Here is a 23,269-nt window from a genome sequence, read left to right on the forward strand (position 1 = left end):
GGGAAAAAAACGAAAAGGGGGGACGTTCGATGAAACGTCTCATTCAGAAAGCGCAACGAGGTAATGATCAAGCTTTCTTAAAGATTTTTCAGCATTACGAGACCGACCTATATCGGATGGCCTATGTGTACGTCAAAAATCCGGATGATGCGCTCGACGTGGTACAAGAAGTCGCCTATCAAGCCTTTAAAAAAATCGGAACGTTACGGGAACCGCAATTTTTGAAGACGTGGCTGATGAAAATTGCCATCAACTGTGCGCTCGATGTCATGAAGAAGAGGCAAAATGTGATTCATTTAAAGCCGGAGTTTGAAGAGTCAATCGGAAGTACGGAAACAGATTACGCGATAACGATGACACTCGCCGACATGATGGATTCCCTTCATGAGGACGAACGCAGTGTGGTCGTGTTGAAATATTATCAGGACTACACGTTTCAACAAATCTCAGATTTATTGGAATGGCCGATTGGGACGGTGAAGACAACTTTATATCGAGCTGTCGATAAATTGAGACGAGAATGGAAGGAGGCCGATTGCTATGGATCGTGAGATGAAACGGATGTTGGCGGACATCGAAATTCCAAGTGAACTGCGTGAACGCAGCCGACAAGGTGTGAGGCGAGCGAAACAAGAAATGCGCCGGGAACCAGGATTTATCCGTCGACGGTTGATGACGGTCGGAATTGCGACGGCACTCCTGATTCCGACAGGTGCCTTCGCCTATCAATCCCTCTTGGCGGATGAGTTGTATGGTTCTTTTGACGAGATGAAAGTACATATCGTCAGCGCCACTTTAGAGAAATATTTGTTACTGGATGCTAAATTGAATCAGGCGAAAGGAGTATTGGATGAGGCAGAATATAAAGAGTTCAAGCAAGGTTTGAGTGTCTTCACGGATACGCGAATCGCCTATGGAAATGCGAACGGGAATGTTGATTATGAAGCGATTCCGAAGGCGGAACGATTGGAAGTGAAGCAAGCACTCTTTGATCTTCAACCATACTTCGATCAATTGAACGATCAGCCTGCTGCACGTGATGTGTTGACGGCTGAAGAATATGACGCATATATCGAAGCGCTCATGCAAGAAGAGTCGATTCGAGTACGTGCTGGTGAGTACGTCGAAGACATGCCGGATGAGTTGCGACAGTCTTATGAAGAGGCAATCGCGATTATTCGAGAGGTCGATCGGAAGCAACAACAAAACTAGTGAAGGTTCATAAGAATGGGAAAATATGTTATCTTCATCATGTTCTAATTCAGAAAATGAAAAAGAGGTACAAACATGTTCACATTCGGAATCATTGGTGGCGCGAGTCTTCTTTTAGTGGCGTTCGTCTTCGGCGTGACATATCTTGTCATCCGATCCATTATGAAAATGATGAAAAAGTAAAAGAAGGAGTCGGTCACTCAAATCGAGTGATGGACTCCTTCTTTTTCTACGTCCGTTCGAGAACATTCACGAGCATCTGATGGATAACGTCATGATCGTTCGGGTCATGCAGCTGATAGGGACTCCCCGGGAGCGTGTATACATCTTTTGCCCCGACGTACGTGATGTGGAGTGTCAAGGAACCATCTTCCTGACACGCCGTCGTCAGTTCCAACTCACCACTGATGACACCGACTTCCTCCGTCATGACACCGTGGGTTGCCTTAAAGATTGAAGTGATTTCGTTCATTCGAAGACTCCTTTTCTCACTCAGTAACTGCAAGCATTGATGGCTGTCGTGAGTGCTGACTTCTCTGCGGATTGAAGGCTCAAGCCCCAGCGACTCTTCGTCTCGACCCACATCTTCGCATACGCACAACGCGCACCCGTGCGAGGAGGTTGCCATGTCGATGGATCTTGGTCTCCTTTTGAGCGGTTCGATGAAGCAGAAACCGCGATCAACTGAGGACCGTTCAAGTCGTTTGCAAAGCTTTGACGTTTTGTTGTCGTCCAGCTGCTTGCACCAGAGCGCCATGCTTCGGCGAGCGGGACGACGTGATCGATATCGATGTCAGATGCTGATGTGAACGTCAATCCGTCATAGTAACTGTACCATGAGCCGGTCGTTACCGGACATTGATCGACGACCGAGTCAGCGTCTCGTTTCAAGACGATGTGACGTGTGTTACAACCATTTCCTTGACTTGACCAGTGTGGGAAGAGGTCGCGGCTATAGCCCGTCATCGATCCTTCATTTTTGACGGTGAGTGCGTTCAGTTTCGTGAGCGCGTCCGCTTTCGATGGGATGTTCGGTGGGAATGCAGAGACCGGTGTCGCGTCAAACGACGCGGAGATCCATACGAGCAATGTGACAAGTGCGACAGACATGAGTTTCTTCAACATAAAAAGCCTCCTACTATGTATTTGGAATGAACACTTGTCGAGCAAGTGGGCAACCTTTCATCAAACAACTAGTGAGACAAACATAACGCAATAAATCCAACTTGATCATACACAGGACGATTTTGAAAAAGTGTGAAAATCTTCAAAATGATTAGAAAGACTATCGTAAATCCGTCTCTAGCATCAGCAAGGGACATGGTGTTATTTCTTTGGAACTAGTGAGCGATCAGGACTGGTATAATGAATGACATGGATGGAGAGAAAAGAAGAGGTGGATGGAATGAACAAGAAAGAGATTGCGGCGATTCGCCGACAGTTTAAAGTGAATGCGACAAAGCTAAAGATTGCTGACTTATATACGATTTACATTCGACAAGAAACGAATGAGATTTATTACGAAGAGTTGCGTCCGTTCCCGTTCTTAGAAGAAGAGCAGCAGGAGCTGTTTTTGACGAACTTCAAAAAAGTGCTCGGTGGAAAACTCGATGAAAAATTGTTCGAAGTGAAGTTCCAATATCCCGAGGAAGGTCAGGTCGACCATACGCAAGGGTTGCTTTATGAAGGTCTTCGTACGGAAGAGACCGACGTCTGGACGGACTATATGCAGCGCATCGCGTTGAAGATGGTAAAGGATACACCGTTTGAGAAAGATATGGTCGTGACGTTCATCCGGGGGAATTACAATAAGCCGACGAACCGATACTCGGAAGAGTCTGAGATTCACGCGAACGATGAAGTGTATACAACGAAGTTCATCCTCGGCAGCATCAGCCCGACAGAACTTCCGAAAAAGTCACTCGTTTTTGACTTCGTTGAGCGGGAATTCAAAGCCAGCTTGATTGTAAATCCAATCATCAAACTCGAGGCGCCAATCGGCGGATTCATGTTCCCATGCTTCACGGATAACGCGGCCGATGTGAACCATGTCCTCTACTCGGCACATAAAGCGCATCAACCGGATATGACGTTCATTGAGAACGTGTTGAACGGTTCGGAAATCGTCACGGCAGTGGAAGAGAAGGCAGTCTTCGAAGAAGTGGTCAAAGCGGTCATCGGCGAAGAAGTCAATTCCCGGACACTTGCGACCGTTTACGATGAGATTAACCAAATCATTGTCGCGGAAGAAGAGAACGAACAGGAAGAAGAACGTGTAGCGATGCTTGATTCCCGTGCCGTCGAGGTCGTCTTACGGGCAAGCGGTGTGGAAGATGTGACGACGGAGAAGGTCGAGCAGGCGTTCAAGCAAGTCGTCGACGATACGAAATATGAAATGAAAGCGACGAGTGTCGTTCCGAAATATACGTCAAAATCAATCAAGATCAATACAAAGGTCGCCAATATCTCGGTCAGTCCTCAAGACTTGAAATACGTGAAGCAAGTGAACTATAAGGGGAAACCGTGCTTGCTGATTGAAGTGGAAGAGGAGACGGAGATTGAAGGGTTCAAACTCATCTCGGAGGAGTCGCTAGACTAATCGAGCATATTGCAGTGTTCATGAGTGAACGTTCAAGCTAAGAGTCCAAGGTGTAAACATTGGGCTCTATCTTTGTTAATTTTCAGAGTATTTCGTGTGCGCTCCGACACCTATATGGTAACATAAGGTAATCGGATATTAACTTAAAGGTGGATAATTATGAAAAATTTATCAGCTGTGATTTTATTGTGTTCCTCTCTATGGATGGGTATTTATTTATATGGAGAATATGCTATTAGTTCTGTTAAATTTGATATTTCTTTAGTGACATTTCCGGTAGCGCTTTTTATATTGTCTATCGTATTCTTTTTATCTCCTAAAGAAGGTTTTCAATCTAAAGAACATAAATTGAATGATTGATTAAGAATTCAGAAAAACTCAATCATCTATTGAAAAACAATAGAAAAGAGCATAAGGGTAAACTGCTATCACTTTCTGTGATAGACCAGGCAGGGCCTGGAGGATTCGTGATATCGTCAAAACTCCAGAAACGGCACGAAATGGGCCACTTTTTTGATTCGTCGTTCGCAACGTACTGAACAGGAAGGGAGAAATTAATCTCCCCTTTTTTATTGGTTTTTACATATCAGAGTTCTGCACTCGCTCTTAAAACGAGTAGGTTCATCTAGCCGATGCAACGAAGTAGATCGGTCACCAATGCGGTTCCAGCATGTGAGTGAGGAAGGTTGAATTCAATCTTTGATACAGGTATGATACAGGTGAAAACGTTTTCTAAAAGCCATATTTTTTTAGTGTTCATCGAAAGCGCTTTCGTTATTGGTGAGATAACAAAAAACCTCAAAGACGAACATCATCTTTGAGGCGAAATAATCATTATTTACGGGCTTTACTGACTTTGAGTTTCTTCCCTTTGACAGGCGTTGTCTCCATCGCTTGAAGAACGATCGAACCTTTTCCGTTCAGAATATCGACGTACGTCATCTGATCGTTGATCGTGATGATTCCGATGTCGTCAGCGGATACGCCAGGAATTTTGGCGATTGTTCCGACGAAGTCGACGGCGCGAAGTTTTTTCTTCTTCCCGCCACTAAAGTGAAGCTTCATGATGTCCTGGTTAATACGAGCCGTCTTGTTGTTTCGAACGACACGTCGTCCGCTCAACTTCTGCTCAAAGGCATCTTGGTTAGCCGCGACTTCTGCTTCTGTCGGGGCATCGATCATCGGAATCTCGAATTGAACGTATGATTCAATCGCTCCGATGAGACGTTCTTCCTGACGGGTCATGAGCGTGATTGCCGTTCCTTGTTTGCCGGCGCGTCCAGTACGACCCGTCCGGTGTACGTAGCTTTCTTTTTCGACAGGAACGTCATAGTTGATGACGAGTTCGACGTTGTCGACATCGATTCCGCGCGCTGCGACGTCTGTCGCGACGAGGTAACGGAAGTTGCCCATCTTGAAGCCGTTCATGACGGCGAAACGGTCTTCTTGTTCGAGTCCGCCGTGGAGGCGTTCAGCCGAGTAACCGGCTTTGTCCAGCTCGGCGTACACCGTATCGACGTTCTCTTTCGTACGACAGAAAATCATACAGCTGTCCGGGTTCTCGACGACCGTGATGTCTTGAAGGACAGCCAGTTTCTCGTTCCGGTGAACCGGGAGGAGACGGTGCTCGATTGTCGAAGCAGTCATGCCTGTCGATTCAATCGCGACACGTGCCGGAGCATTCATATGCTTCTGGCAGAGACGTTCGATATCTTGTGGGAATGTCGCTGAGAAGACCATTGTGACGCGGTCTTTCGGCAACTGTTGAAGAATCTTCTCGACGTCAGCGAGGAAGCCGCGGTTGAGCATCTCGTCCGCTTCATCGATGATCAAGTATTCGACGCGGTCGAGTGAGAGGGTCTCACGCTCGATATGGTCCATGACGCGACCTGGCGTACCGACGACGATATGTGTCTTTTGCTTCAACTCTTCACGCTGTTTCGAGAACGGTTCTTTCCCGTAGACGGCAGTCGCTTTGATTCGTTTGAAACGTCCGATGTTCGTCATGTCTTCCCGTACTTGAACGGCGAGTTCGCGTGTCGGTGTCAAGATGAGCACTTGGGGTTTATTTTCGGCCCAGTCGATGAGCTCGATGACCGGAATCCCGAAAGCAGCTGTCTTTCCGCTTCCGGTCTGTGCTTTGACGATTAAGTCTTCGCGCTCGAGCGCACGAGGGATGACCTGCTGTTGTACCTCAGTCGGTGATTCGTATTTCATAATGCCTAGCGCGCGGGTAATCTCGTCGCTCAGGCGATAATCCGTAAATTGCTGTTTGTTCATGGGTAACCTCATTCTTTCGTGAAAACTTCTGCTTCAGAAAATTTCAATGTCTATTTGCAATACAGTCCATTATAGACCGAAAGGCATTAGGAAAGCCAATTTCATATAAAAATAAGTAATGGTGAAAGGGGCATACATAGTGGAGCACAGTTATAAAAGTCTCATATATCTTCTAAATCAACATCAACAACTTACGAGAGCAAACCACCTCGAAACCATCATCAAACCAATCCCGGATTCAGACCGTACCGGCGACCTTGATCCACGCGTCTTTGCGACGTTGACCGCAAATCATTCTTCACACGATGAACCGGATACAGCATTTGACCTCGAGTCTGCACGCGCTAGTATGGGTTGGCCGAATCAGGATCGGACGACGACTGATATCAAAACGGAGTATCTCACGATTCCTAGTGAGGATGGTGACATTCCGATTCGTCTGTATCGTCCGAGTCATACTGAAGCCATCCCAGCCATCCTCTTCTTCCATGGTGGCGGCTTCTTCGGAGGCACGCTCGATACGGTCGAGAACCCTTGTAAGTTGCTCTCAGAACAGGCGAACGCGGTCGTCATCTCCGTCGATTATCGTCTCGCCCCAGAGCATCCGTTCCCAGCCGGATTGAATGACTGTTACCGCGCCTTTGAATGGGTACACGCACATGCGAATGAGTTGAACATCCTCAAAGACCGAATCGGCGTCGCCGGAGACAGTGCCGGAGGCAACTTGGCGACGGCTTGCTGTCTGATGGAGCAAGAACGAGGGGAGGGTCGCATTTGTTATCAAGCGCTCGTCTATCCTGTCGTCAATCTGGGATCGATTCCGACAGATGATTTTGAATGGACGCTCGATGCGTACGATATCTCACACCATCACGACCTGATTCGAGATGTCGTGCTCGCTCTCGCCGACACGGATTCGGTATTAAATGACCTCTATCTTCAAGGGGAGGTGGATGTCACGCATCCGCTCGTCTCACCATTATTCGCAGACGATGTCTCAGGCCAACCACCGACTTTGATTGTGACAGCGGAGTACGATTACTTACGACTCGAAGGGGAGGCGTATGCGCGGAAACTGGCACGAGCGGGTGTCCCGACACGCCTCATTCAATATCGGGGGATGGACCATGCCTTCATGGATAAGTTAGGAGACTATCCACAGGCAGACGATTGTATGAATGTAATCGCAAAAGGACTTAAGGAGCTGACGAAATGAAACAGTATACATTGGATTGGAAACGTTATGAGGAATTGGCACGTCAAGCGGTCGCGGAAGGCGTCGTGTTAGTCAAAAACGAACAGAAGACCCTCCCATTACAGTCAGGGACGAAGCTCGCCGTATTTGGTCGTAGCCAGTTCCATTACTACAAGAGCGGTACCGGTTCAGGCGGGATGGTGAACGTCGGGCACATCACGACACCGCTCGAAGCACTACACGAGCGTCCAGACATTCACATCAATGAATCGCTCTATGCGACGTATGAGGAATGGGTGAAGGAGAATCCGTTCGACCAAGGTGTCGGCTGGGCCGGTGAACCGTGGTCGCAACAGGAGATGGACGTAACGGACGAACTCGTCGAACAGGCGGCACAAGAATCAGATGTTGCCCTCATCATGATTGGACGTACGGCAGGAGAAGACCGTGACAACACGGCCGATCCGGGTAGTTACTTATTGACGGATATCGAACATGCGATGATCGAGCGCGTGACGAAACGCTTCGACAAGACGGTCGTCGTGTTGAACGTTGGGAACATCATCGACATGAAGTGGGCAAATGAGCCGAGTGCCATCCTCTATGCATGGCAAGGTGGGATGGAAGGTGGAAAAGGACTCGTCGACGTGCTCGTCGGAGATGTGAGTCCTTCCGGGAAACTGACGGATACGATTGCTCACTCGATTGAAGATTATCCGTCGACGAAGAACTTTGGTCATGCAGATAAAGGAATTTATCAAGAAGACATCTATGTCGGTTATCGCTACTTCGAAACGTTCGCCAAGGAGGATGTCTTATATCCATTCGGATTCGGACTATCTTACACGACGTTCAAAACGGAGGTAAAGCGTACCGCAGAAACTGATGGTGTCCTGACGGTCGAGGTGGAAGTGACGAACACGGGTGACTGTGACGGGAAAGAAGTCGTCCAACTCTACGTTGAAAAACCGCAAGGAAAACTCGGAAATCCGCTCCGGTCACTGGTGGCGTTCGAGAAGACGGTACTTCTTGAACCGGGTGAGCGCCAAATCCTTTCGTTCAACGTCCACATGACTGACTTTGCGAGCTACGACGATTCTGGCGTGACGGGTCATGAATCAAGCTTCGTTCTAGAGGCGGGGGCATATCGCTTATATGTCGGAACGGATGTGCGTTCGGCTACACTCGCTTTCGAAGTCGAGCAGCAGGAGCAACGAGTCCTTGAGACGTTGAGTGAAAATATGGCACCCGTCCTCCCGTTCGAACGGATGAAACCGATTCAAGGCGAACGAGGATTGGAAGTGGGTTACGAGTCGACACCGCTTCGCGCTGTTGACGTCGAGACGCGTTATTTGGAAGAACGTCCTGAGACGAGACCGTTCACAGATGACCAAGGCATCAAATTGAGTGATGTGTATCATGGGAAGGCTTCGCTTGACACATTTCTAGATCAATTGACGGATGAAGATTTGGCGACAATCGTCCGCGGACAAGGGATGAACTCACCACGCGTCACACCGGGAACGGCAGCTGCGTTTGGTGGAGTATCCTACCGATTGAACGAATTCGGAATTCCAGCGGCCTGTTGTGCCGATGGTCCATCTGGTATTCGCATGGATATCGGGACGAAGGCGTTCGCACTTCCGAACGGAACACTGTTGGCATCCACGTTCAATGTCGCCCTCGTCGAAGACTTGTTCGAGATGACAGGACTTGAGATGCGAAAAAATCGCGTCGACACGTTGCTTGGACCCGGGATGAACATTCACCGCAACCCGTTGAACGGACGGAACTTCGAGTACTTCTCAGAAGATCCGCATGTGACTGGTAAGATGGCGGTTGCTCAATTGAACGGGATGCATCGCATTGGTGTGACGGGTACACTCAAGCACTTCAGCGCCAACAACCAGGAGGCGCATCGTCACGATATCGACTCGGTCGTCTCGGAACGCGCGTTACGCGAGATTTATTTGAAAGGGTTCGAGATGGCGGTGAAAGAAGGGCGCGCATCGTCCATCATGACGACATATGGTGCAGTCAACGGCATCTGGACGGCAGGTCTATATGATCAAAACACGCGTATCTTACGGGACGAGTGGGGCTTTGACGGCATCGTCATGACAGACTGGTGGGCAAAAGTGAACTTCCGTGAGGATGAGTCGGCCAATCGTCAAAACACGGCAGCGATGGTTCGCTCGCAAAACGACTTGTACATGGTGGTAGATCGCCCGGACCTCAACTCATTCGAGGATAATACGATGGCATCGCTCGAAGAAGGCGTGGTGACACGAGGCGAGTTGTTGCGGAGCGCGCGCAATATTTGTGCGTTCATCTTGAAATCACCGGCGATGGAGCGTCTTCTCGGGATTCATGATGGTTCGGTCGAGGTGCTCGGCTTTGAAGATGAGACGAATCAACTGGATGCATTTGAGTTAGATTATCAGCATCTCGAAAACGGGGAACACGTCGATTTGTCAGGAATCAATACCTCGACAGGGAACACACACGTCTTCGCCATCTCGGTCGATCAAACGGGGACGTATGATATCACGTTGACGGCCCGTTCGAACGCGGGAGAGTTGGCACAGATGCCGGTGACATTGTTTGCGAACAATATCCCAGGTGCGACGTTCACGTTTAACGGGACGGACGGAGAATGGGTGACGCAGACGAAACAGGTCTTCTTCTTGAACCAGCATAACTATCTACAGCTCTATTTCGCATTGAGTGGATTGGAAGTGAAGGACGTTTCCTTCACGCTCGCAGATGAATTCAGTATGAAGAACGGCTGAGCCGCCCTTTTGCCGATTCATTGAATTCGGTATAATCGAATGAACGACATATCGCAAAGGAGGCGCATACCCGTGGAAAATCGGCTTCGATTTTCTAGGTCTTCACGCACTCATGCAAAGCCATTTGGACGAAAGGCGATCACTTGCATGGGGCGAAACGAATACCTTGATCGCTTGATTTTAACGTAACCCACTTGGCTTTGCTCCCTTATCGGATTGGATTCATTCAATAAGGAGCGAGGTATGATGAAGTATGTCAATGCGCAACAGATCCTGCCAGAACGATTGTTGCAAGAGGTGCAACAATACGTACAAGGTGAGACGCTATATGTGCCGACCCCGACCGACACGAAACGGAAATGGGGGACGGTCAACGGTGGGAAACAATTACTTGAGGAACGAAACGAAGCCATACGTGCAGCGTTTCGAAATGGAGAGCGAATCGAAAATCTGGCCAAGTCCTATCATTTGGCGACGCACACGATTCGAAAGATTGTATACCGCTCGACATGAAGGAGGTACGACTAGTTCGCTAGTCGTACCTTTTTAGGTCGACTATGTTTCTTAATCAAAGTGTACACAGTAAGGAATCGTCGTTTCCTGTAAACTGAGGATAGAGGAAGGGGGCGACAAGATGTCAGATCCATTTATTCAAAACGAACAGTATAATCTCATTAAAGAACAAGTCATGCTCGTCAAAGAGAGTCGAACGCAAAGCCTGCCGCCTTCTGTCTTGCGAGCAGTCATCGACTTGGCACAATCGAAAGTGATATATGCATTCCCTGAAGCGACGACTGAACAACTGAAGCTGTTACAGTTCGCGGCGCTACAGACGAACGAAGCGTTCGACGAATACATGCAACAATTACGAGAATGGGTTCAACCGTTTCCCGTTATTTCTGCCGAGCAGCTGAAGGAATTGTTCCCGAAACAGAAGAAGCTTCGCTTACCGGAGTTATCCGATGTTGATTTTGGACGACTCACGTATCTAGGTTGGAACGATGGACGTTCCAATCAAAAGTTGATGATTTGCCAATACGAAGGTCAATTGATTGGCATCGCATGTAAACCGAGCACGAATACGAAGAAAAACATATGTGCCTTTTGTAATCAGTTCACGGATGTGACGTACTGCGTTACGATCACCAAAGCGAAACAAGCGAAAAATCCGGACTATTACAAAGCCATCGGCACATATATATGTGTCGACAGTAAGACGTGCAACGAACACATCACGAACCAAGAGGCATTGCATACTTTTGTTCATACAGCGTTACGGGCCTGACGAGAGAGTCAGGCTTTTTATGTTGTTGAAATGGCGGCATTTACAAAAAGCATACACGCCTGTATTCATTCTGAAAATGTATCTTTACAAAAGTTCGTTAGGCTACAGAAGTAGCACATATTCGGGAGGGTTTACAGATGAAAAAAACAATGAAGAAGTTCGTTCCACTCGCAGTCGTGTCGACGCTTGCGCTCGGGGGAATCGTTGGTGTTCAACAACAAAACGAGGCAGAAGCAGCAAAGGATTCAAAGAATCACAAGGCGAAAAACGTCATCTTTATGATTGGGGATGGGATGGGCGTACCTTATACGACAGCGCTTCGTTACATGAACGACAATGAAGAAACGGTAGAAATGGAGCCGACTGCGTTCGATTCACATTTGGTGGGCATGCAATCGACATATCCTGAGGACGAGGAAGAAAACGTAACAGACTCGGCCGCAGCAGCGACAGCGATGAGCTCGGGCGTGAAGACATACAATAATGCGATTGCCGTTGATAACGACAAAACAGACGTGAAAACGGTACTTGAACAAGCCAAAGAGAATGGCATGTCGACAGGGCTTGTCGCCACGTCAGAAATCACGCATGCGACGCCGGCATCTTACGGAGCGCACGAGGAGCAACGTAAGAGTGAGAATGCGATTGCCAACGATTACTATGATGATTTGATTAATGGTGATCATAAAGTCGACGTCATGCTCGGCGGCGGAACGAAATTCTTCGAACGCTCAGACCGAAATATTGCGAAGCAGTTCCAAGAAGACGGCTACAGTTACGTTACGTCTGCAGAAGAAATGAAGCAAGACAACAATGAGCAAGTGCTCGGTCTTTTCGCGGAAGTCGGAATGGATAAAATGATTGACCGTCCAGACGAACAACCGAGTCTTGCGGATATGACGACATCAGCGATTGATCGTCTAAAAGGAAATGATGATGGCTTCTTCCTTATGGTAGAAGGAAGTCAGATTGACTGGGCTGGACATGATAACGATGTCGTCGGTGCAATGAGTGAGATGAAAGACTTTGAAAAGGCATTTGAGGTCGTTCGTGACTTTGCCAAAGAAAATGGTGAGACGTTGGTCGTCGTGACAGCGGATCACTCAACAGGTGGTATTTCAATCGGAGCGGATGGAAATTACAACTGGGATCCGACACCGATTCAAGCAGCGAAACGTACACCGGACTTCATGGCGAAAGAAATCGAAGCTGGAGCGGACGTGGAAGCTGTCTTACATGAGAACATCGATTTAGAATTGACACCTGAAGAGATTGCTTCTGTGAAGAAAGCGGCTGAATCGAACGATGTCACGACAATTGATAACGCCATCGAGAAAATCTTCGATCAGCGTTCAGGAACAGGTTGGACGACGGGTGGTCACACGGGTGACGATGTACCGGTATATGCGTTCGGACCACAACAAGAGAAGTTCGTCGGTTTAAGCGATAATACCGATCAAGCAAAACGGATCTTCAACTTGTTGAAGAATAACGGGAAAATTAAATAATCAGGAAATGGAACCGTGCACTTGCTTGAAGTGCACGGTATTTTATTGTTCCGATGAAACTTTCCCGGGGAATAGTCGTATAGAAGAGTATGATATGAATCGGAGGGATCATCATGCATACGCTCTACATGAAACAAAAAGTGTTCAGCTTACGCGGGCGCTTTACCATCAAGGATGCTGACGGACATGACCGCTATTTCGTCGAAGGTAGCTTTATGAAGTTTCCAAAATCATTTGAAATCAAAGACACGAACGGTCAGACGGTCACAACGATCACGAAAAAGACGTTTAGTTTTTTACCGAAGTTTTTCGTAGAAGTGGATGGCATAGACATGATGACCATCTCGAAAGAGTTCTCGTTTTTTAAACCGAAATATTCAATCGATGCAGCCGGGATCGATGTCCAAGGAGATTGGTGGGACATGGATTTTGATGTGACGAAGAACGGACAGTCGATCGGAAGTGTACAAAAGAAATGGTTCTCATGGGGCGATAGTTACGAGATTCGTGTCGAAGAACCGGAGATGGAACACTTGCTCATTTCCATCGTCGTAGCCATCGATTGCGCGAAAGCAGATCAAGCAGCGGCATCTAGCGCCGCAACATAAAGGGGAGTATCGAATGGAATTTTGGGATGTCTATACGGTCGACCGAGAAAAGACGGGTCGCACGTGGCAACGGGGAAGTCGATTGCCAGAAGGTGAGTATCACCTTGTCATTCACGTATGTATCTTTAACAAAAAAGGTGAGATGTTGATTCAACAGCGTCAACCATTTAAGGATGGTTGGGCCAATATGTGGGACATCACAGTCGGGGGAAGTGCGACTGTAGGAGATACGAGCCAACAAGCCGCGATGCGGGAGCTCGAAGAAGAGATTGGGCTCAAGCTTGATCTATCTCAGACACGTCCACATCTGACGGTCAATTTTGATGAAGGATTTGACGACATTTATTTAGTCGAAGCGGAAGTAGACTTGAATGAGTTGACGCTTCAAGAATCTGAAGTACAGGCTGTGAAATGGGCGGATGAAGCGACAATTCTTCAAATGATTCAACAACATGAATTTATTCCATACCATGAACCAATGATTCCGTTGCTGTTTGCGATGCGAGGGCAATGGGGAGGAATCAATCATAAAGCTGCAGTGAAAGTAGATTCTTAAATGTGTAGGCATCGACATGAGTCGGTGCTTTTTTTATGTCATTTTGATTGCACTTCATAAAAGTGGTTGAAGTTAGAATAGATAAAAAACTATAATGAAATTAACGAAAGCGCTTTCGGAAATCGCTTTCAAAAGAACGAACTTACAGATTGCCATCACTTATCCTAAAGGAGGACACATGATGAAGAAATGGGTTGCACTCGCACTCGGAACAGGTCTCGTCTTGTCATTGCCACAAGAAGTACCAGCTGAAAAGAGTTCAAAAGCCGACGACGCCAAGTGGAAACTTGTCTGGTCAGATGAGTTTAGCAAGTCTGAAATTGATCACTCGAAATGGAATTTTGAAACGGGGAACTGGATTGTCGACAAAGATGGAAATCCGGTCGCTGCTGGTTGGGGAAACAATGAGAAGCAATTTTATACGGACAAAAACGAAAACGCTTTTGTAGAGGACGGTAAGCTCGTCATTCGTGCGAAGAAAGAGCAGGCGTCAGATCAATTCGGTACTTATGACTACACATCAGCGAAGTTGACGACGAAGGGCACGTTCAGTAAGACATACGGTCGTTACGAGATGCGAGCGAAACTTCCGACCGGTAAAGGACTGTGGCCGGCATTTTGGATGCTTCCAGAAGAGGACCGTTACGGTGGGTGGGCAGCATCTGGCGAAATTGACATCATGGAGTCATGGGGCAGTCAACCGGACAAAGTCGCTGGCACCATTCACTACGGAGAAACGTGGCCTAACAACAAATATACAGGAAAAGATTATCACTTCGCAGAAGGTGACGGCATCGACAAGTGGCATACATATGCGGTCGAGTGGGAGCCTGGCGAGATTCGTTGGTATGTAGATGGTCAACTCTATCAGACACAAAATGACTGGTATGCGAAAGAAGCAAACAAAGCCTCAAAATATAGCTATCCTGCGCCATTCGACCAAGATTTTTATTTGGTCATGAACTTGGCGGTCGGTGGATGGTTTGATGGAGACGTCGATGAGACGACACCGTTCCCTGCCGACATGGAAGTCGATTACGTTCGCGTCTTTGACTTGAAGAACGGGAAGTATCGCGATGCTGTCGAACCGACATACTCGGATGCAGAAATCGTGTTAACAGAAGGTGCGAAACAACCTTTAGCAGACGGAAACCTCGTCTATGACGAAGACTATACAGAGCCGATCACGACGGTGACGAACGGTGCACAGGCGCTCAACCCGACGTATTGGAACTATGTGGCGCTCCCTGACTTTGGTGGAGTCGGCTCAGTCGACGTAATCGACTTGGCAGGGTCACGTTTTGCAGACATTTCGATTGAGCAAGCGGGAAGCCAACCGTACTCGCATCAATTGATTCAAAACGTGTCACTTGGACAGGGCGGACATTATAAAGTGACGTTTGACGCCAAGGCGGACGCAGCGCGTTCGATTGCTGTTAAAGTGGGCGGTGGACCGGACCGAGGCTATGCGAAATATTCAGATGAGGGGTCATTCGATTTGACGACAGACGTTCAAACGTACTCGATGACATTCGATATGACCGAAGAGACTGATCTTGCGGCACGTCTTGAGTTCAACGTCGGACTCAGCACATCGGGTGTTCAAATCGGGAACGTCCGTGTCGAGCAAACGCCTCGTGAGGCATTCAATCCGAATGCGACGAAACCGATGCTCGGAGACGGGAACCATGTATATAACGGTACGTTCGACCAAGGTGCGATGGATCGTATGACGTATTGGACGTTCGACCCAGGCGTCACGAAAGGGACAGGAATGGTCGATCCAGTCGAGCGTCTCTTCCGTTTCGAAACGAACAAGAAAAAAGGAGCACCGGCAACATTGGTGCAACAAGGGATTCAATTGCAAGAAGGGCATGAATACGTTCTCCGCTTCAAAGCACGTGCAGAACGTTTAGACGGTCTTCAAGTAGGGTTGAACGGGGCGAATGGGGATGCCTATCTCCCGCTTCAGCGTATCGATCTATCTGAATCATTCGATACGTATGAAATTCCGTTCACGATGGAAGCTGGAACGGACCTTATGAGTCAGCTTCAGTTCATTCTCGGTTCTGAAAAAGGTGTGATTGAAATCGATGATGTCGAATTGCGCGATGTCACACCGGTGTATATCGACCCATCGCCACTTAAAAACGGAGCATTCACAGAAGGTCTCACCAACTGGGGCTCCTATGTCCACTTCGATGCGCAGGCTGCTGTCGAAGCGGTGAATGAGGCGGCACGTATCTCGATTACGCAAGAAGGGAACGAAGCGTGGAGTGTCCTCATGGAACAAGGTGGTCTTGAATTACAACAAGACCAAACGTACGTCGTCCAATTCGACGCATCTTCTACAGTCGCTCGTTCATTCGAAGTAACGTTAGAGAATGCCGGCTACTATCGCTATTTGAGCGAGATCGTTTCAGTCACACCAGAAACGAACACGTACACGTTTGAAGTGACGATGCCGGTAACGGATATGACAGGATTGAAGTTCTTGATGGGACGCACAGAAGGGTCACCACTCGGTGCTCATGACATCACGATTGATAACGTGAGTGTGACGTTGAAATAAGAGGATACACAAAACAGGAATCTCTCGTCATGAGAGATTCCTGTTTTTTAACGTTTCCGACTAATCAATCGCGCTGTCCGTAAGATTGATGGCAGTAGTTTACGACGTTGTCGGAATGCGAGATACCGTCCTTCCCACGACGGTTTGAACTTTTGCTTGAACTGTCGCAGTCCACTGAACGGATAGATATAACTGATGTTTTCAAAAATGTCGGCGGCGACGCGCTCCGGCCAATGGGAGAACGTCTGCTCACCAACGGCGGCAAGTGGTGCCACACCGAGTCCAACATGTTCATAGCCTTCTGCGCGCGCCCATTCGATAATGTGAAGGATTAACACTTCAATCGATCCGGTCGGTGCGTTATTTTTTGAACGCATCAAATCGATTGAAATGGCCCCGTCTCCCCGGAGTAGCGAAATGAAGGCTACGACGATACCGTCCGCATCTCGCAATAAGGCAATCGGATAACGTGTCAACGTTTCGTAGTCAAAAAATCCGAGAGAAAAACCTTTTTCGTTTCGATTCCCGATCCACTCGTCCGAGATGTCTTTTAACTCTTGTAACAGCAAGAGGCTCGGTTCACAGACGATATCGAACGTGATGCCCTTCTTCTCAAATTGATTGTAGAGTGAGCGCATATTCGCGCGCTTCTTCCCAGATAAGGAGAAGGTCGAAACGTCAATCGTCGCCTCTTCCCCTAGCTTGAAGAACGTGAAGCCAGCATCGTGAAGCCGTGGCATCCAATTCGGTGTGATTTGATAAAATAAAGGAATATATCCGATTCGATCCGCATCTTCAATAAAACGCGTTAACAGTTCAGTCGCGGCCTGTCGCTCACCTTGGATATCTCCGAGAATAATCGCATGGTTCCGAGCTGTCGCAAATAAGAGACACGCGTTTCCAGCCTCGTTCATATAGAAACGTTTATCTGCCATATGAACCAAATCAAAGCTACTTGATGTAGGGTACGTTTCTTGGAAGTTCCTCATTCTTGTTTCGTCGTAGGATTCTCCGAGTTCAGGACGTTTCCAACGGTCGAACAAGAGAAGGAGTGTACTGCCGACAATCGTAGTGAGTAGAAGCAACAAACCCGTCAGCCATGCCGCTTGATGTGACGTGAAAAATAAAGCATCCGTTCCGGCAAAGGATTGGAGTAAGAAGGCGTGAGAGCCAACGTAAAGCAGAACGTAGAATAGGTTTCGGATGAGGCGTCCGGTCGTTAAAATCGTTCTGTATCGGACATGACGTTTTCGTGTTAACCAAACAAACGTCGCAAAACCGATGACGACGAAGGCTTCAAATAAATTTAAGCCTCGGGCGATGACACCGATCGTTGCCCAGATGAATGCGGTGTTAAGCAACCAAAGCGTTCGCTTGGTTCGTACATACATCCCATACACAGATAGGAACATGAGGAGTCCGGCGCTCAGTAAGAGGAGCGTCCCAATCCACTCGAACCAGCGATTCACTTCATAGAGTGGTGTCACACTCGGTAGAAGTGTCTGAAACCAGATGATGAGACTGCTCATCAAGGCAATCAAACTTCCTGCTAAGCGCCCAATCTTAGCAAGTGCCCGAGAAACGACGCGCCATACGACGGTTCCGATTTCATAAGACGATCCGATGATCGGTCGATGTTCGATTTGTTTGACGACCTGATCTCCAAAGGCGATTGCCGCCAGAAAGAGTCCAATTAAAAATGGGATGACAAAGTATACGAACCGATAGATGATCAAAGAAGAGAGGACGATGTCTTGGTGAATCCCAAGTTGTGTCATCCCGACGAGGTAGAGCAAGTCAAACGTACCGGCACCGCCCGGAACGAGGGAGACGACACCGACGACCGTTGCGACGATGAAGACCCCAAACAGTTGAGGGAATGTGGCGGTTCCGTCAAGCAGTGATAACGCGTAGACAGCCACAATCCCGGCACTGACCCATTCCGCAAGGGAAGTCATCGTGTAACCGAGTAAGGTGGACCAACCGACATTTGACCGGCGTGAGGTGACGAACAGATAAAACGGGAGCATCGCACTTACTGCGAGCAATACGGGCCAAATCCAAGGTTTCGTCCCAACGAGTGCATCGGCTGGGAAAATACCAAAGAGCACACCGATTGAGAGGATGGAAAGACCACTGATAAGTGTAGGTGTCATCCATCCGATGGCACGAAGCAGACGCTTCGTATCTGTATAAGGACGATATAGGGATGTACGAAGGGCAATCCCAATCACTCCACCAAATCCGAGCATGCCGTTCATCGAGTTCGTGATCCATGCCGTTTGTGCGACTTTTCGCTTCGGTAATTGAATCTGTAGCGAGCGGAGCAAGAAGTAATCATACCCGGTCATCGTCAAGACAGCGAATCCGCCGAGTAGGATGAGTGTGAACTGTTCCCATCCGGTCAGTTGTTTCAATGTCGTGAAGGCGGTCGCGAGGGAGAGGTTTTTTAATTCCTGTCCACTCTGGATCAAAATTAAGGCGATTAACGCTATAGGGATGAGCCATTTTAATTGTTTCCATGAAAAACGAGTGCGCATGAGATTTTCTCCTTATCTGTCATATGACTGACAGCGTCTTCTAATTAAATCGTACTATAGGATACGGCTGAAATCTGTAAAACGTTTCAAAAGAAGGGACTGTAAGCGCAAGAAAAAGGACGAAATGTGGATTTTAGATTTGCTACAGTGAGAGTAGAAAGGGGTGTGGAGATGCTGACGTTTGAAGAAAAGTGGGCGAAAGTAATCGCCTGTGATGCGACGTATGACGGATTATTTTATACGGCTGTGAAGACAACAGGGATCTATTGCCGACCATCGTGCCGTTCCCGCAAACCAAAAAAAGAGAATGTTGATTTTTACATGACCAAACAAGAAGCAGAAACGAACGGGTTCCGACCGTGCAAACGATGCCAGCCGGAAGTGGAGCATGCGCCACACCATGCGCTCGTCAAACAAATCATGGCGTATCTTGTGAAACATTACAAACAACCGATTCGCCTCGAACAGATTGCTGAGCATGTTCAAATGAGTCCTTTTCACTTAGAGCGGACGTTCACTCAAGCGACCGGGAAGACGCCACGGCAACAATTGGAGCAAATTCGGATTGATAAGGCGACTTATTTATTGCGAACGACCGATATGAGCAATCTGACCGTCTGCTATGAAGTCGGGTTTCAAACGCCATCGAACTTTTACCGCGTATTCCGACAAGTAAAGGGCTGCACACCGAATACGTATCGAAAAGGAGAGGACATATGACAGAGATGCTACTCGCTGTTCAACAGCCTTTTGATTTTCAAGAGTGTCTCGTCTTTTTGAGTCGGTCAAAACAAGAAGTGCTCCACGTGACAACGCATGACACGGTTCGAAAGCTGACCCGAATCGGGGAACGGCTCATTCTAATCGAGCTCCAAGAAGAGGAGAATCACATTCTTGTGCGGTTCCCGGTCGATGAAGTATCAGATATAGAGAAAGAACGTGTCGCATGTGAGGTACGAGACTGGTTAGACCTTGAGCGTGATTTGGCCCCATTTGAAGCGATGGGTGCGAAAGATGAATTGTTGGCACCTTTGATTGAATCACATCGTGGATTACGGATGATTGGATTTCCCGATCTGTTCGAGGCGCTGACTTGGGCCATCATCGGACAACAGATCACTTTATCGTTCGCTTATACAATCAAACGACGTTTCGTTGAACGATATGGAGACCATCGAGTCGTCGAGGGAAGAACGTACTGGACGTTCCCTCTTGCGGAGCGAATCGCCCTGCTCGAACCGGAAGCATTGCGAGAACTTCAATTTAGTCGAAGGAAAGCAGAGTATGTCATTGATATTGCACGGGAAATAATGGATGGAAACCTGTCGAAAACGGCTCTGCAATCACATTCTTCAGCTGATATCCGTCAACGTCTACTCGCAATTCGGGGTGTTGGGGAATGGACGGCAGACTATGTCTTGATGAAGTGTTTTCAAGAGGCATCGGCTTTCCCTGTGGCGGATGTCGGATTGCATCAAGCAATCCAGCATCGATTAGGAGTATCTGAAAAGCCGACAATCGAAGACGTGAAACGTTACGGGGAGCATTGGCAAGGATGGGAAGGATACGCAACGTTCTATCTATGGAGGTCATTATATGGAGACGTATAAATTGGAGATGAAGACACCAATCGGCGTGATTGAAATCGTTGGAACCGACGAAGTCATCCAATCGATTTTATTTGTCGAACGAGATGAGGTATATTTACCTGATCAGGATGTCCCAGGTGTGTTACGACAGTGTCGGGATGAGTTAGATGCCTATTTTCGTGGGGAACGAATGACGTTCACGTTTCCGACTGAACAAATCGGGACAACGTTTCAGCTAGAGGTGTGGGGTGCGTTACAAACGATTCCGTATGCGGAGACGGCTTCTTACCGAGAACTCGCTGAGCGAGTGCAACGACCAACAGCCGTCCGAGCGGTCGGGGCGACGAACGGTCGTAACCAGTTGAGTATTGTCGTCCCTTGCCATCGCGTCATCGGATCAAGTGGAAAATTGATTGGGTATGCCGGTGGATTATGGCGAAAAGAATGGCTTTTGCATCACGAGAAGCAAGTCGCACATTCAACCCAGTAAAAAAACATTTCCCCCTCCAAATCTGCTACACTAGAGAAGGTCCTATTGTGACGTCGAAACAGACGAAGTTGTAGGATGATTCCCGTCACTAATGGAAAAGGTTTTTGGAGGAATACATGATTAAATTATTAGCTGACTCAACGTGTGATCTATCAGATGAAGTGCTCGAACAGTACAACATCGGGATTGCACCGTTGATCATTACCATGAACAACATGTCTTACCAGGACCGGGTGGATATCCAGCCGGATGATTTTTACGGAATGTTGGAAGCGCTACCGGAGTTTCCGACGACAGCAATGCCGAGTCCGGCAACGTTCTTACGATTGATGGAAGATGCGGTCGCAGCTGGTCATGAGAAGATTCTTTGTATTTGCATGTCGAGTGGGACAAGTGGGTCGTATCAATCAGCGGTTATCGGAAAAGAGTACTTTGAAGAGGCGCATCCTGACTCAAACGTGAAGATTCATGTCGTCGACTCTCGTTCGATGAGCCACGGTAGCGGTTGGTTACTACTGAAGAGTGCGCAGATGCGTGAAGCCGGTGCATCGTTTGAGGAGCTCGTTGATTTTAACGAGACGTATAAGACAAAAGTGAAGCATTTCTTGTCCGTAGATGACTTGGACCATTTGATTAAAAGTGGACGAATCTCAAATACGAGCGCTATCATCGGAAAGTTACTCATGGTGAAGCCAATTATGAGTATGAAAAATGGAAAAGGTGCCATCGTTGGAAAAGAACGTGGTACGCGTAAAGTGCTCAAACACTATACCGACGAGTTCGCCAAACGAATCAATCCGGACATCACGAACTTTGCCATCATTGGGTATACTTCGGATCAGCGGATTGCTGAAAATTTGAAAGCAAAAATTGAAACCGAAACAAATTTCACAGGCGATATTCATCTCATGCAGATGGGGGTCTCCGTCGGGACACACGTCGGTCTCGGTGCCATCTCGATGTTCTTCGTGGAGAAATAACAAAAGCCGTCTCATCGCGAGACGGCTTTTTTGTTTGGCCAAATATGCTCGATGACTGGCGTGCTGTCGTTAAAATCTAGACGATAGACGTCCGGGTTACACATCGTACGCCACGTCTCGAAGTCATATCGTGGGTCGAGATGTTGTAATAGAAGTGCTAGCAAGTTGCCGTGCGTCACAAGTAGAGTGGAAGCCTGTTGTGAAATGGCGCTCTCGACCACTTGTAGGATACGATGTGTTGCCTCTTCAGCAGATTCGGCACCAGGTAGTTTGAATGTCAGGTCGCTGAACGACTGATGTAATGGGGTTAGCCAGTCTTCGAGTGGTTCATGAGACAGGATGCGTTCTCTCAGTAACGGTTCACGTTCGATTGAAAGGTGATGAGCATCGGCAAGTGGTGTGACTGAAGCAATCGCACGAGTGTAATCGCTTGAGATGATTCGGTCGATTGTGAGTTCAGAAAAGAAGTCGCGAAGCAGTAAGGACTGGGTGTGACCGGCTTCCGTAAGTGGGGCGTCAGCTTCTTGGCCAGCGGCAGAGCAATGGCGAATCAAATAGAGTGTAGGCATGTGGACTCTCCTTTTCAAGATGTCTAGTTACCAACAAGATAAGCGTGTCATCGAGTCATTATGACTGGTGATGTATGTGATATCCCCGAATCCATGCAAAGCAGCATTTTCATAGAGGGAGTTGAGCATCTGTGGGTCTTTACAATACATGGTGACGTCTTGACTGTCGGTCACCAGTAGAGCGAATTCACACATACTTTGTAAAAAGTCTTCATACGTTACGATTTCCGAGGACATATCAGATTGAAACGCTTTGATATCGACAAAAATCAAGTAGTGTTCATGTTGTGTGAGCAATTCAGCGAATTGATGACCATCGATTATTGTCGAATCTGGAAACAACAAACGATTAAGTTCCCCATTTTCTACGATGTAAGACTCTTCATCTACCACGCTCCATCGATACTGTTCAATAGGGATTGTATTCAATATTTCTTGCAAAAAATGACCGTATCGATTAGGTATTGTAAAACGTACGCCGCGTCTCAAAAGAA

Annotated in this window: 22 protein-coding genes; 16 read left to right on the forward strand and 6 right to left on the reverse strand. The window is 47.8% G+C overall.

Going from position 1 to position 23,269, the window contains the following annotated elements:
• Positions 1-29: 29 nt before the first annotated feature.
• Together KNO90_RS10680 and KNO90_RS10685 are read left to right on the forward strand one after the other, a co-directional pair.
• Positions 30-551 (forward strand): sigma-70 family RNA polymerase sigma factor, encoded by a 522-nt coding sequence (locus KNO90_RS10680; protein ID WP_214742457.1) that lies wholly within the window; start codon positions 30-32, stop codon positions 549-551.
• On the forward strand, positions 541-1,212 hold the full coding sequence (locus KNO90_RS10685; RefSeq protein ID WP_215113562.1) for a DUF3600 domain-containing protein: 672 nt from the start codon (positions 541-543) through the stop codon (positions 1,210-1,212). Before KNO90_RS10680 ends, KNO90_RS10685 begins: the two co-directional genes overlap by 11 nt.
• Positions 1,213-1,441: 229 nt before the next feature.
• Here KNO90_RS10685 and KNO90_RS10690 read toward each other — a convergent pair whose 3' ends face one another.
• Positions 1,442-1,684 (reverse strand): hypothetical protein, encoded by a 243-nt coding sequence (locus tag KNO90_RS10690; protein ID WP_214742459.1) that lies wholly within the window; start codon positions 1,682-1,684, stop codon positions 1,442-1,444.
• Positions 1,685-1,704: 20 nt separating this feature from the next.
• Positions 1,705-2,337: an HNH endonuclease family protein gene (locus tag KNO90_RS10695; RefSeq protein WP_214742460.1), complete on the reverse strand. Its 633-nt coding sequence runs from the start codon at positions 2,335-2,337 to the stop codon at positions 1,705-1,707.
• A gap of 280 nt (positions 2,338-2,617) precedes the next feature.
• Between KNO90_RS10695 and KNO90_RS10700 the strand changes: the two genes are divergently transcribed.
• The gene (locus KNO90_RS10700) at positions 2,618-3,811 is read left to right on the forward strand and encodes a DUF4317 domain-containing protein (protein WP_214778689.1); all 1,194 of its coding nucleotides are present in this window, start codon (positions 2,618-2,620) and stop codon (positions 3,809-3,811) included.
• A 159-nt stretch (positions 3,812-3,970) separates the two neighbouring features.
• Complete coding sequence (locus tag KNO90_RS10705; RefSeq protein WP_214742461.1) at positions 3,971-4,171, forward strand: hypothetical protein; 201 nt, start codon at positions 3,971-3,973, stop codon at positions 4,169-4,171.
• Positions 4,172-4,645: 474 nt separating this feature from the next.
• On the opposite strand, the gene KNO90_RS10710 is transcribed toward KNO90_RS10705, so the two are convergent.
• Complete coding sequence (locus KNO90_RS10710; protein ID WP_215113563.1) at positions 4,646-6,091, reverse strand: DEAD/DEAH box helicase; 1,446 nt, start codon at positions 6,089-6,091, stop codon at positions 4,646-4,648.
• A 139-nt stretch (positions 6,092-6,230) separates the two neighbouring features.
• Between KNO90_RS10710 and KNO90_RS10715 the strand changes: the two genes are divergently transcribed.
• The 8 genes from KNO90_RS10715 to KNO90_RS10750 all read left to right on the forward strand — a co-directional run bounded on the left by KNO90_RS10715 (position 6,231) and on the right by KNO90_RS10750 (position 16,607).
• Complete coding sequence (locus tag KNO90_RS10715) at positions 6,231-7,307, forward strand: alpha/beta hydrolase (protein ID WP_215113564.1); 1,077 nt, start codon at positions 6,231-6,233, stop codon at positions 7,305-7,307.
• A complete protein-coding gene (locus KNO90_RS10720; protein WP_215113565.1) occupies positions 7,304-10,078 on the forward strand; it encodes a glycoside hydrolase family 3 protein in 2,775 nt (924 codons plus the stop codon). The genes KNO90_RS10715 and KNO90_RS10720 overlap by 4 nt, the downstream gene beginning before the upstream one ends.
• 246 nt (positions 10,079-10,324) lie before the next feature.
• Positions 10,325-10,591 carry a CD3324 family protein gene (locus KNO90_RS10725; protein ID WP_147537676.1) on the forward strand — a complete coding sequence of 89 codons (267 nt, stop codon included), beginning with the start codon at positions 10,325-10,327 and terminating at the stop codon, positions 10,589-10,591.
• 121 nt (positions 10,592-10,712) lie between these two features.
• On the forward strand, positions 10,713-11,363 hold the full coding sequence (locus KNO90_RS10730; protein WP_215113566.1) for a FusB/FusC family EF-G-binding protein: 651 nt from the start codon (positions 10,713-10,715) through the stop codon (positions 11,361-11,363).
• Between the two features lie 137 nt (positions 11,364-11,500).
• A complete protein-coding gene (locus KNO90_RS10735) occupies positions 11,501-12,871 on the forward strand; it encodes an alkaline phosphatase (protein ID WP_215113567.1) in 1,371 nt (456 codons plus the stop codon).
• A 113-nt stretch (positions 12,872-12,984) separates the two neighbouring features.
• Positions 12,985-13,479 (forward strand): LURP-one-related/scramblase family protein, encoded by a 495-nt coding sequence (locus KNO90_RS10740; RefSeq protein ID WP_215113568.1) that lies wholly within the window; start codon positions 12,985-12,987, stop codon positions 13,477-13,479.
• A gap of 13 nt (positions 13,480-13,492) precedes the next feature.
• Entirely contained in the window at positions 13,493-14,035 is a 543-nt protein-coding gene (locus KNO90_RS10745; RefSeq protein ID WP_214742468.1) for an NUDIX hydrolase, read from the forward strand.
• A gap of 181 nt (positions 14,036-14,216) precedes the next feature.
• The gene (locus KNO90_RS10750; protein ID WP_215113569.1) at positions 14,217-16,607 is read left to right on the forward strand and encodes a carbohydrate binding domain-containing protein; all 2,391 of its coding nucleotides are present in this window, start codon (positions 14,217-14,219) and stop codon (positions 16,605-16,607) included.
• Positions 16,608-16,654: 47 nt separating this feature from the next.
• On the opposite strand, the gene mprF is transcribed toward KNO90_RS10750, so the two are convergent.
• A complete protein-coding gene (gene mprF / locus KNO90_RS10755; RefSeq protein WP_215113570.1) occupies positions 16,655-19,147 on the reverse strand; it encodes a bifunctional lysylphosphatidylglycerol flippase/synthetase MprF in 2,493 nt (830 codons plus the stop codon).
• A gap of 171 nt (positions 19,148-19,318) precedes the next feature.
• Here mprF and KNO90_RS10760 point away from each other — a divergent pair, with 171 nt between their 5' ends.
• The 4 genes from KNO90_RS10760 (at position 19,319) to KNO90_RS10775 (ending at position 22,206) form a co-directional block, all read left to right on the forward strand.
• Positions 19,319-19,867, forward strand: a complete 549-nt coding sequence (locus tag KNO90_RS10760; RefSeq protein ID WP_215113571.1) for a bifunctional transcriptional activator/DNA repair enzyme AdaA — start codon at positions 19,319-19,321, stop codon at positions 19,865-19,867.
• Positions 19,864-20,757: a DNA-3-methyladenine glycosylase family protein gene (locus KNO90_RS10765; RefSeq protein WP_215113572.1), complete on the forward strand. Its 894-nt coding sequence runs from the start codon at positions 19,864-19,866 to the stop codon at positions 20,755-20,757. Before KNO90_RS10760 ends, KNO90_RS10765 begins: the two co-directional genes overlap by 4 nt.
• Positions 20,744-21,226 carry a methylated-DNA--[protein]-cysteine S-methyltransferase gene (locus tag KNO90_RS10770; RefSeq protein ID WP_215113573.1) on the forward strand — a complete coding sequence of 161 codons (483 nt, stop codon included), beginning with the start codon at positions 20,744-20,746 and terminating at the stop codon, positions 21,224-21,226. The genes KNO90_RS10765 and KNO90_RS10770 overlap by 14 nt, the downstream gene beginning before the upstream one ends.
• Before the next feature lie 116 nt (positions 21,227-21,342).
• Complete coding sequence (locus KNO90_RS10775; protein WP_214742474.1) at positions 21,343-22,206, forward strand: DegV family protein; 864 nt, start codon at positions 21,343-21,345, stop codon at positions 22,204-22,206.
• Positions 22,207-22,217: 11 nt separating this feature from the next.
• On the opposite strand, the gene KNO90_RS10780 is transcribed toward KNO90_RS10775, so the two are convergent.
• Together KNO90_RS10780 and KNO90_RS10785 are read right to left on the reverse strand one after the other, a co-directional pair.
• Complete coding sequence (locus tag KNO90_RS10780) at positions 22,218-22,775, reverse strand: histidine phosphatase family protein (RefSeq protein WP_215113574.1); 558 nt, start codon at positions 22,773-22,775, stop codon at positions 22,218-22,220.
• Positions 22,776-22,802: 27 nt separating this feature from the next.
• Positions 22,803-23,264, reverse strand: coding sequence for a DUF2691 family protein (locus tag KNO90_RS10785; protein ID WP_215113575.1), 462 nt, complete (start codon positions 23,262-23,264; stop codon positions 22,803-22,805).
• Positions 23,265-23,269 lie beyond the last annotated feature (5 nt).

This window comes from Exiguobacterium sp. s63 (assembly GCF_018617335.1).
GTDB lineage: Bacteria > Bacillota > Bacilli > Exiguobacteriales > Exiguobacteriaceae > Exiguobacterium.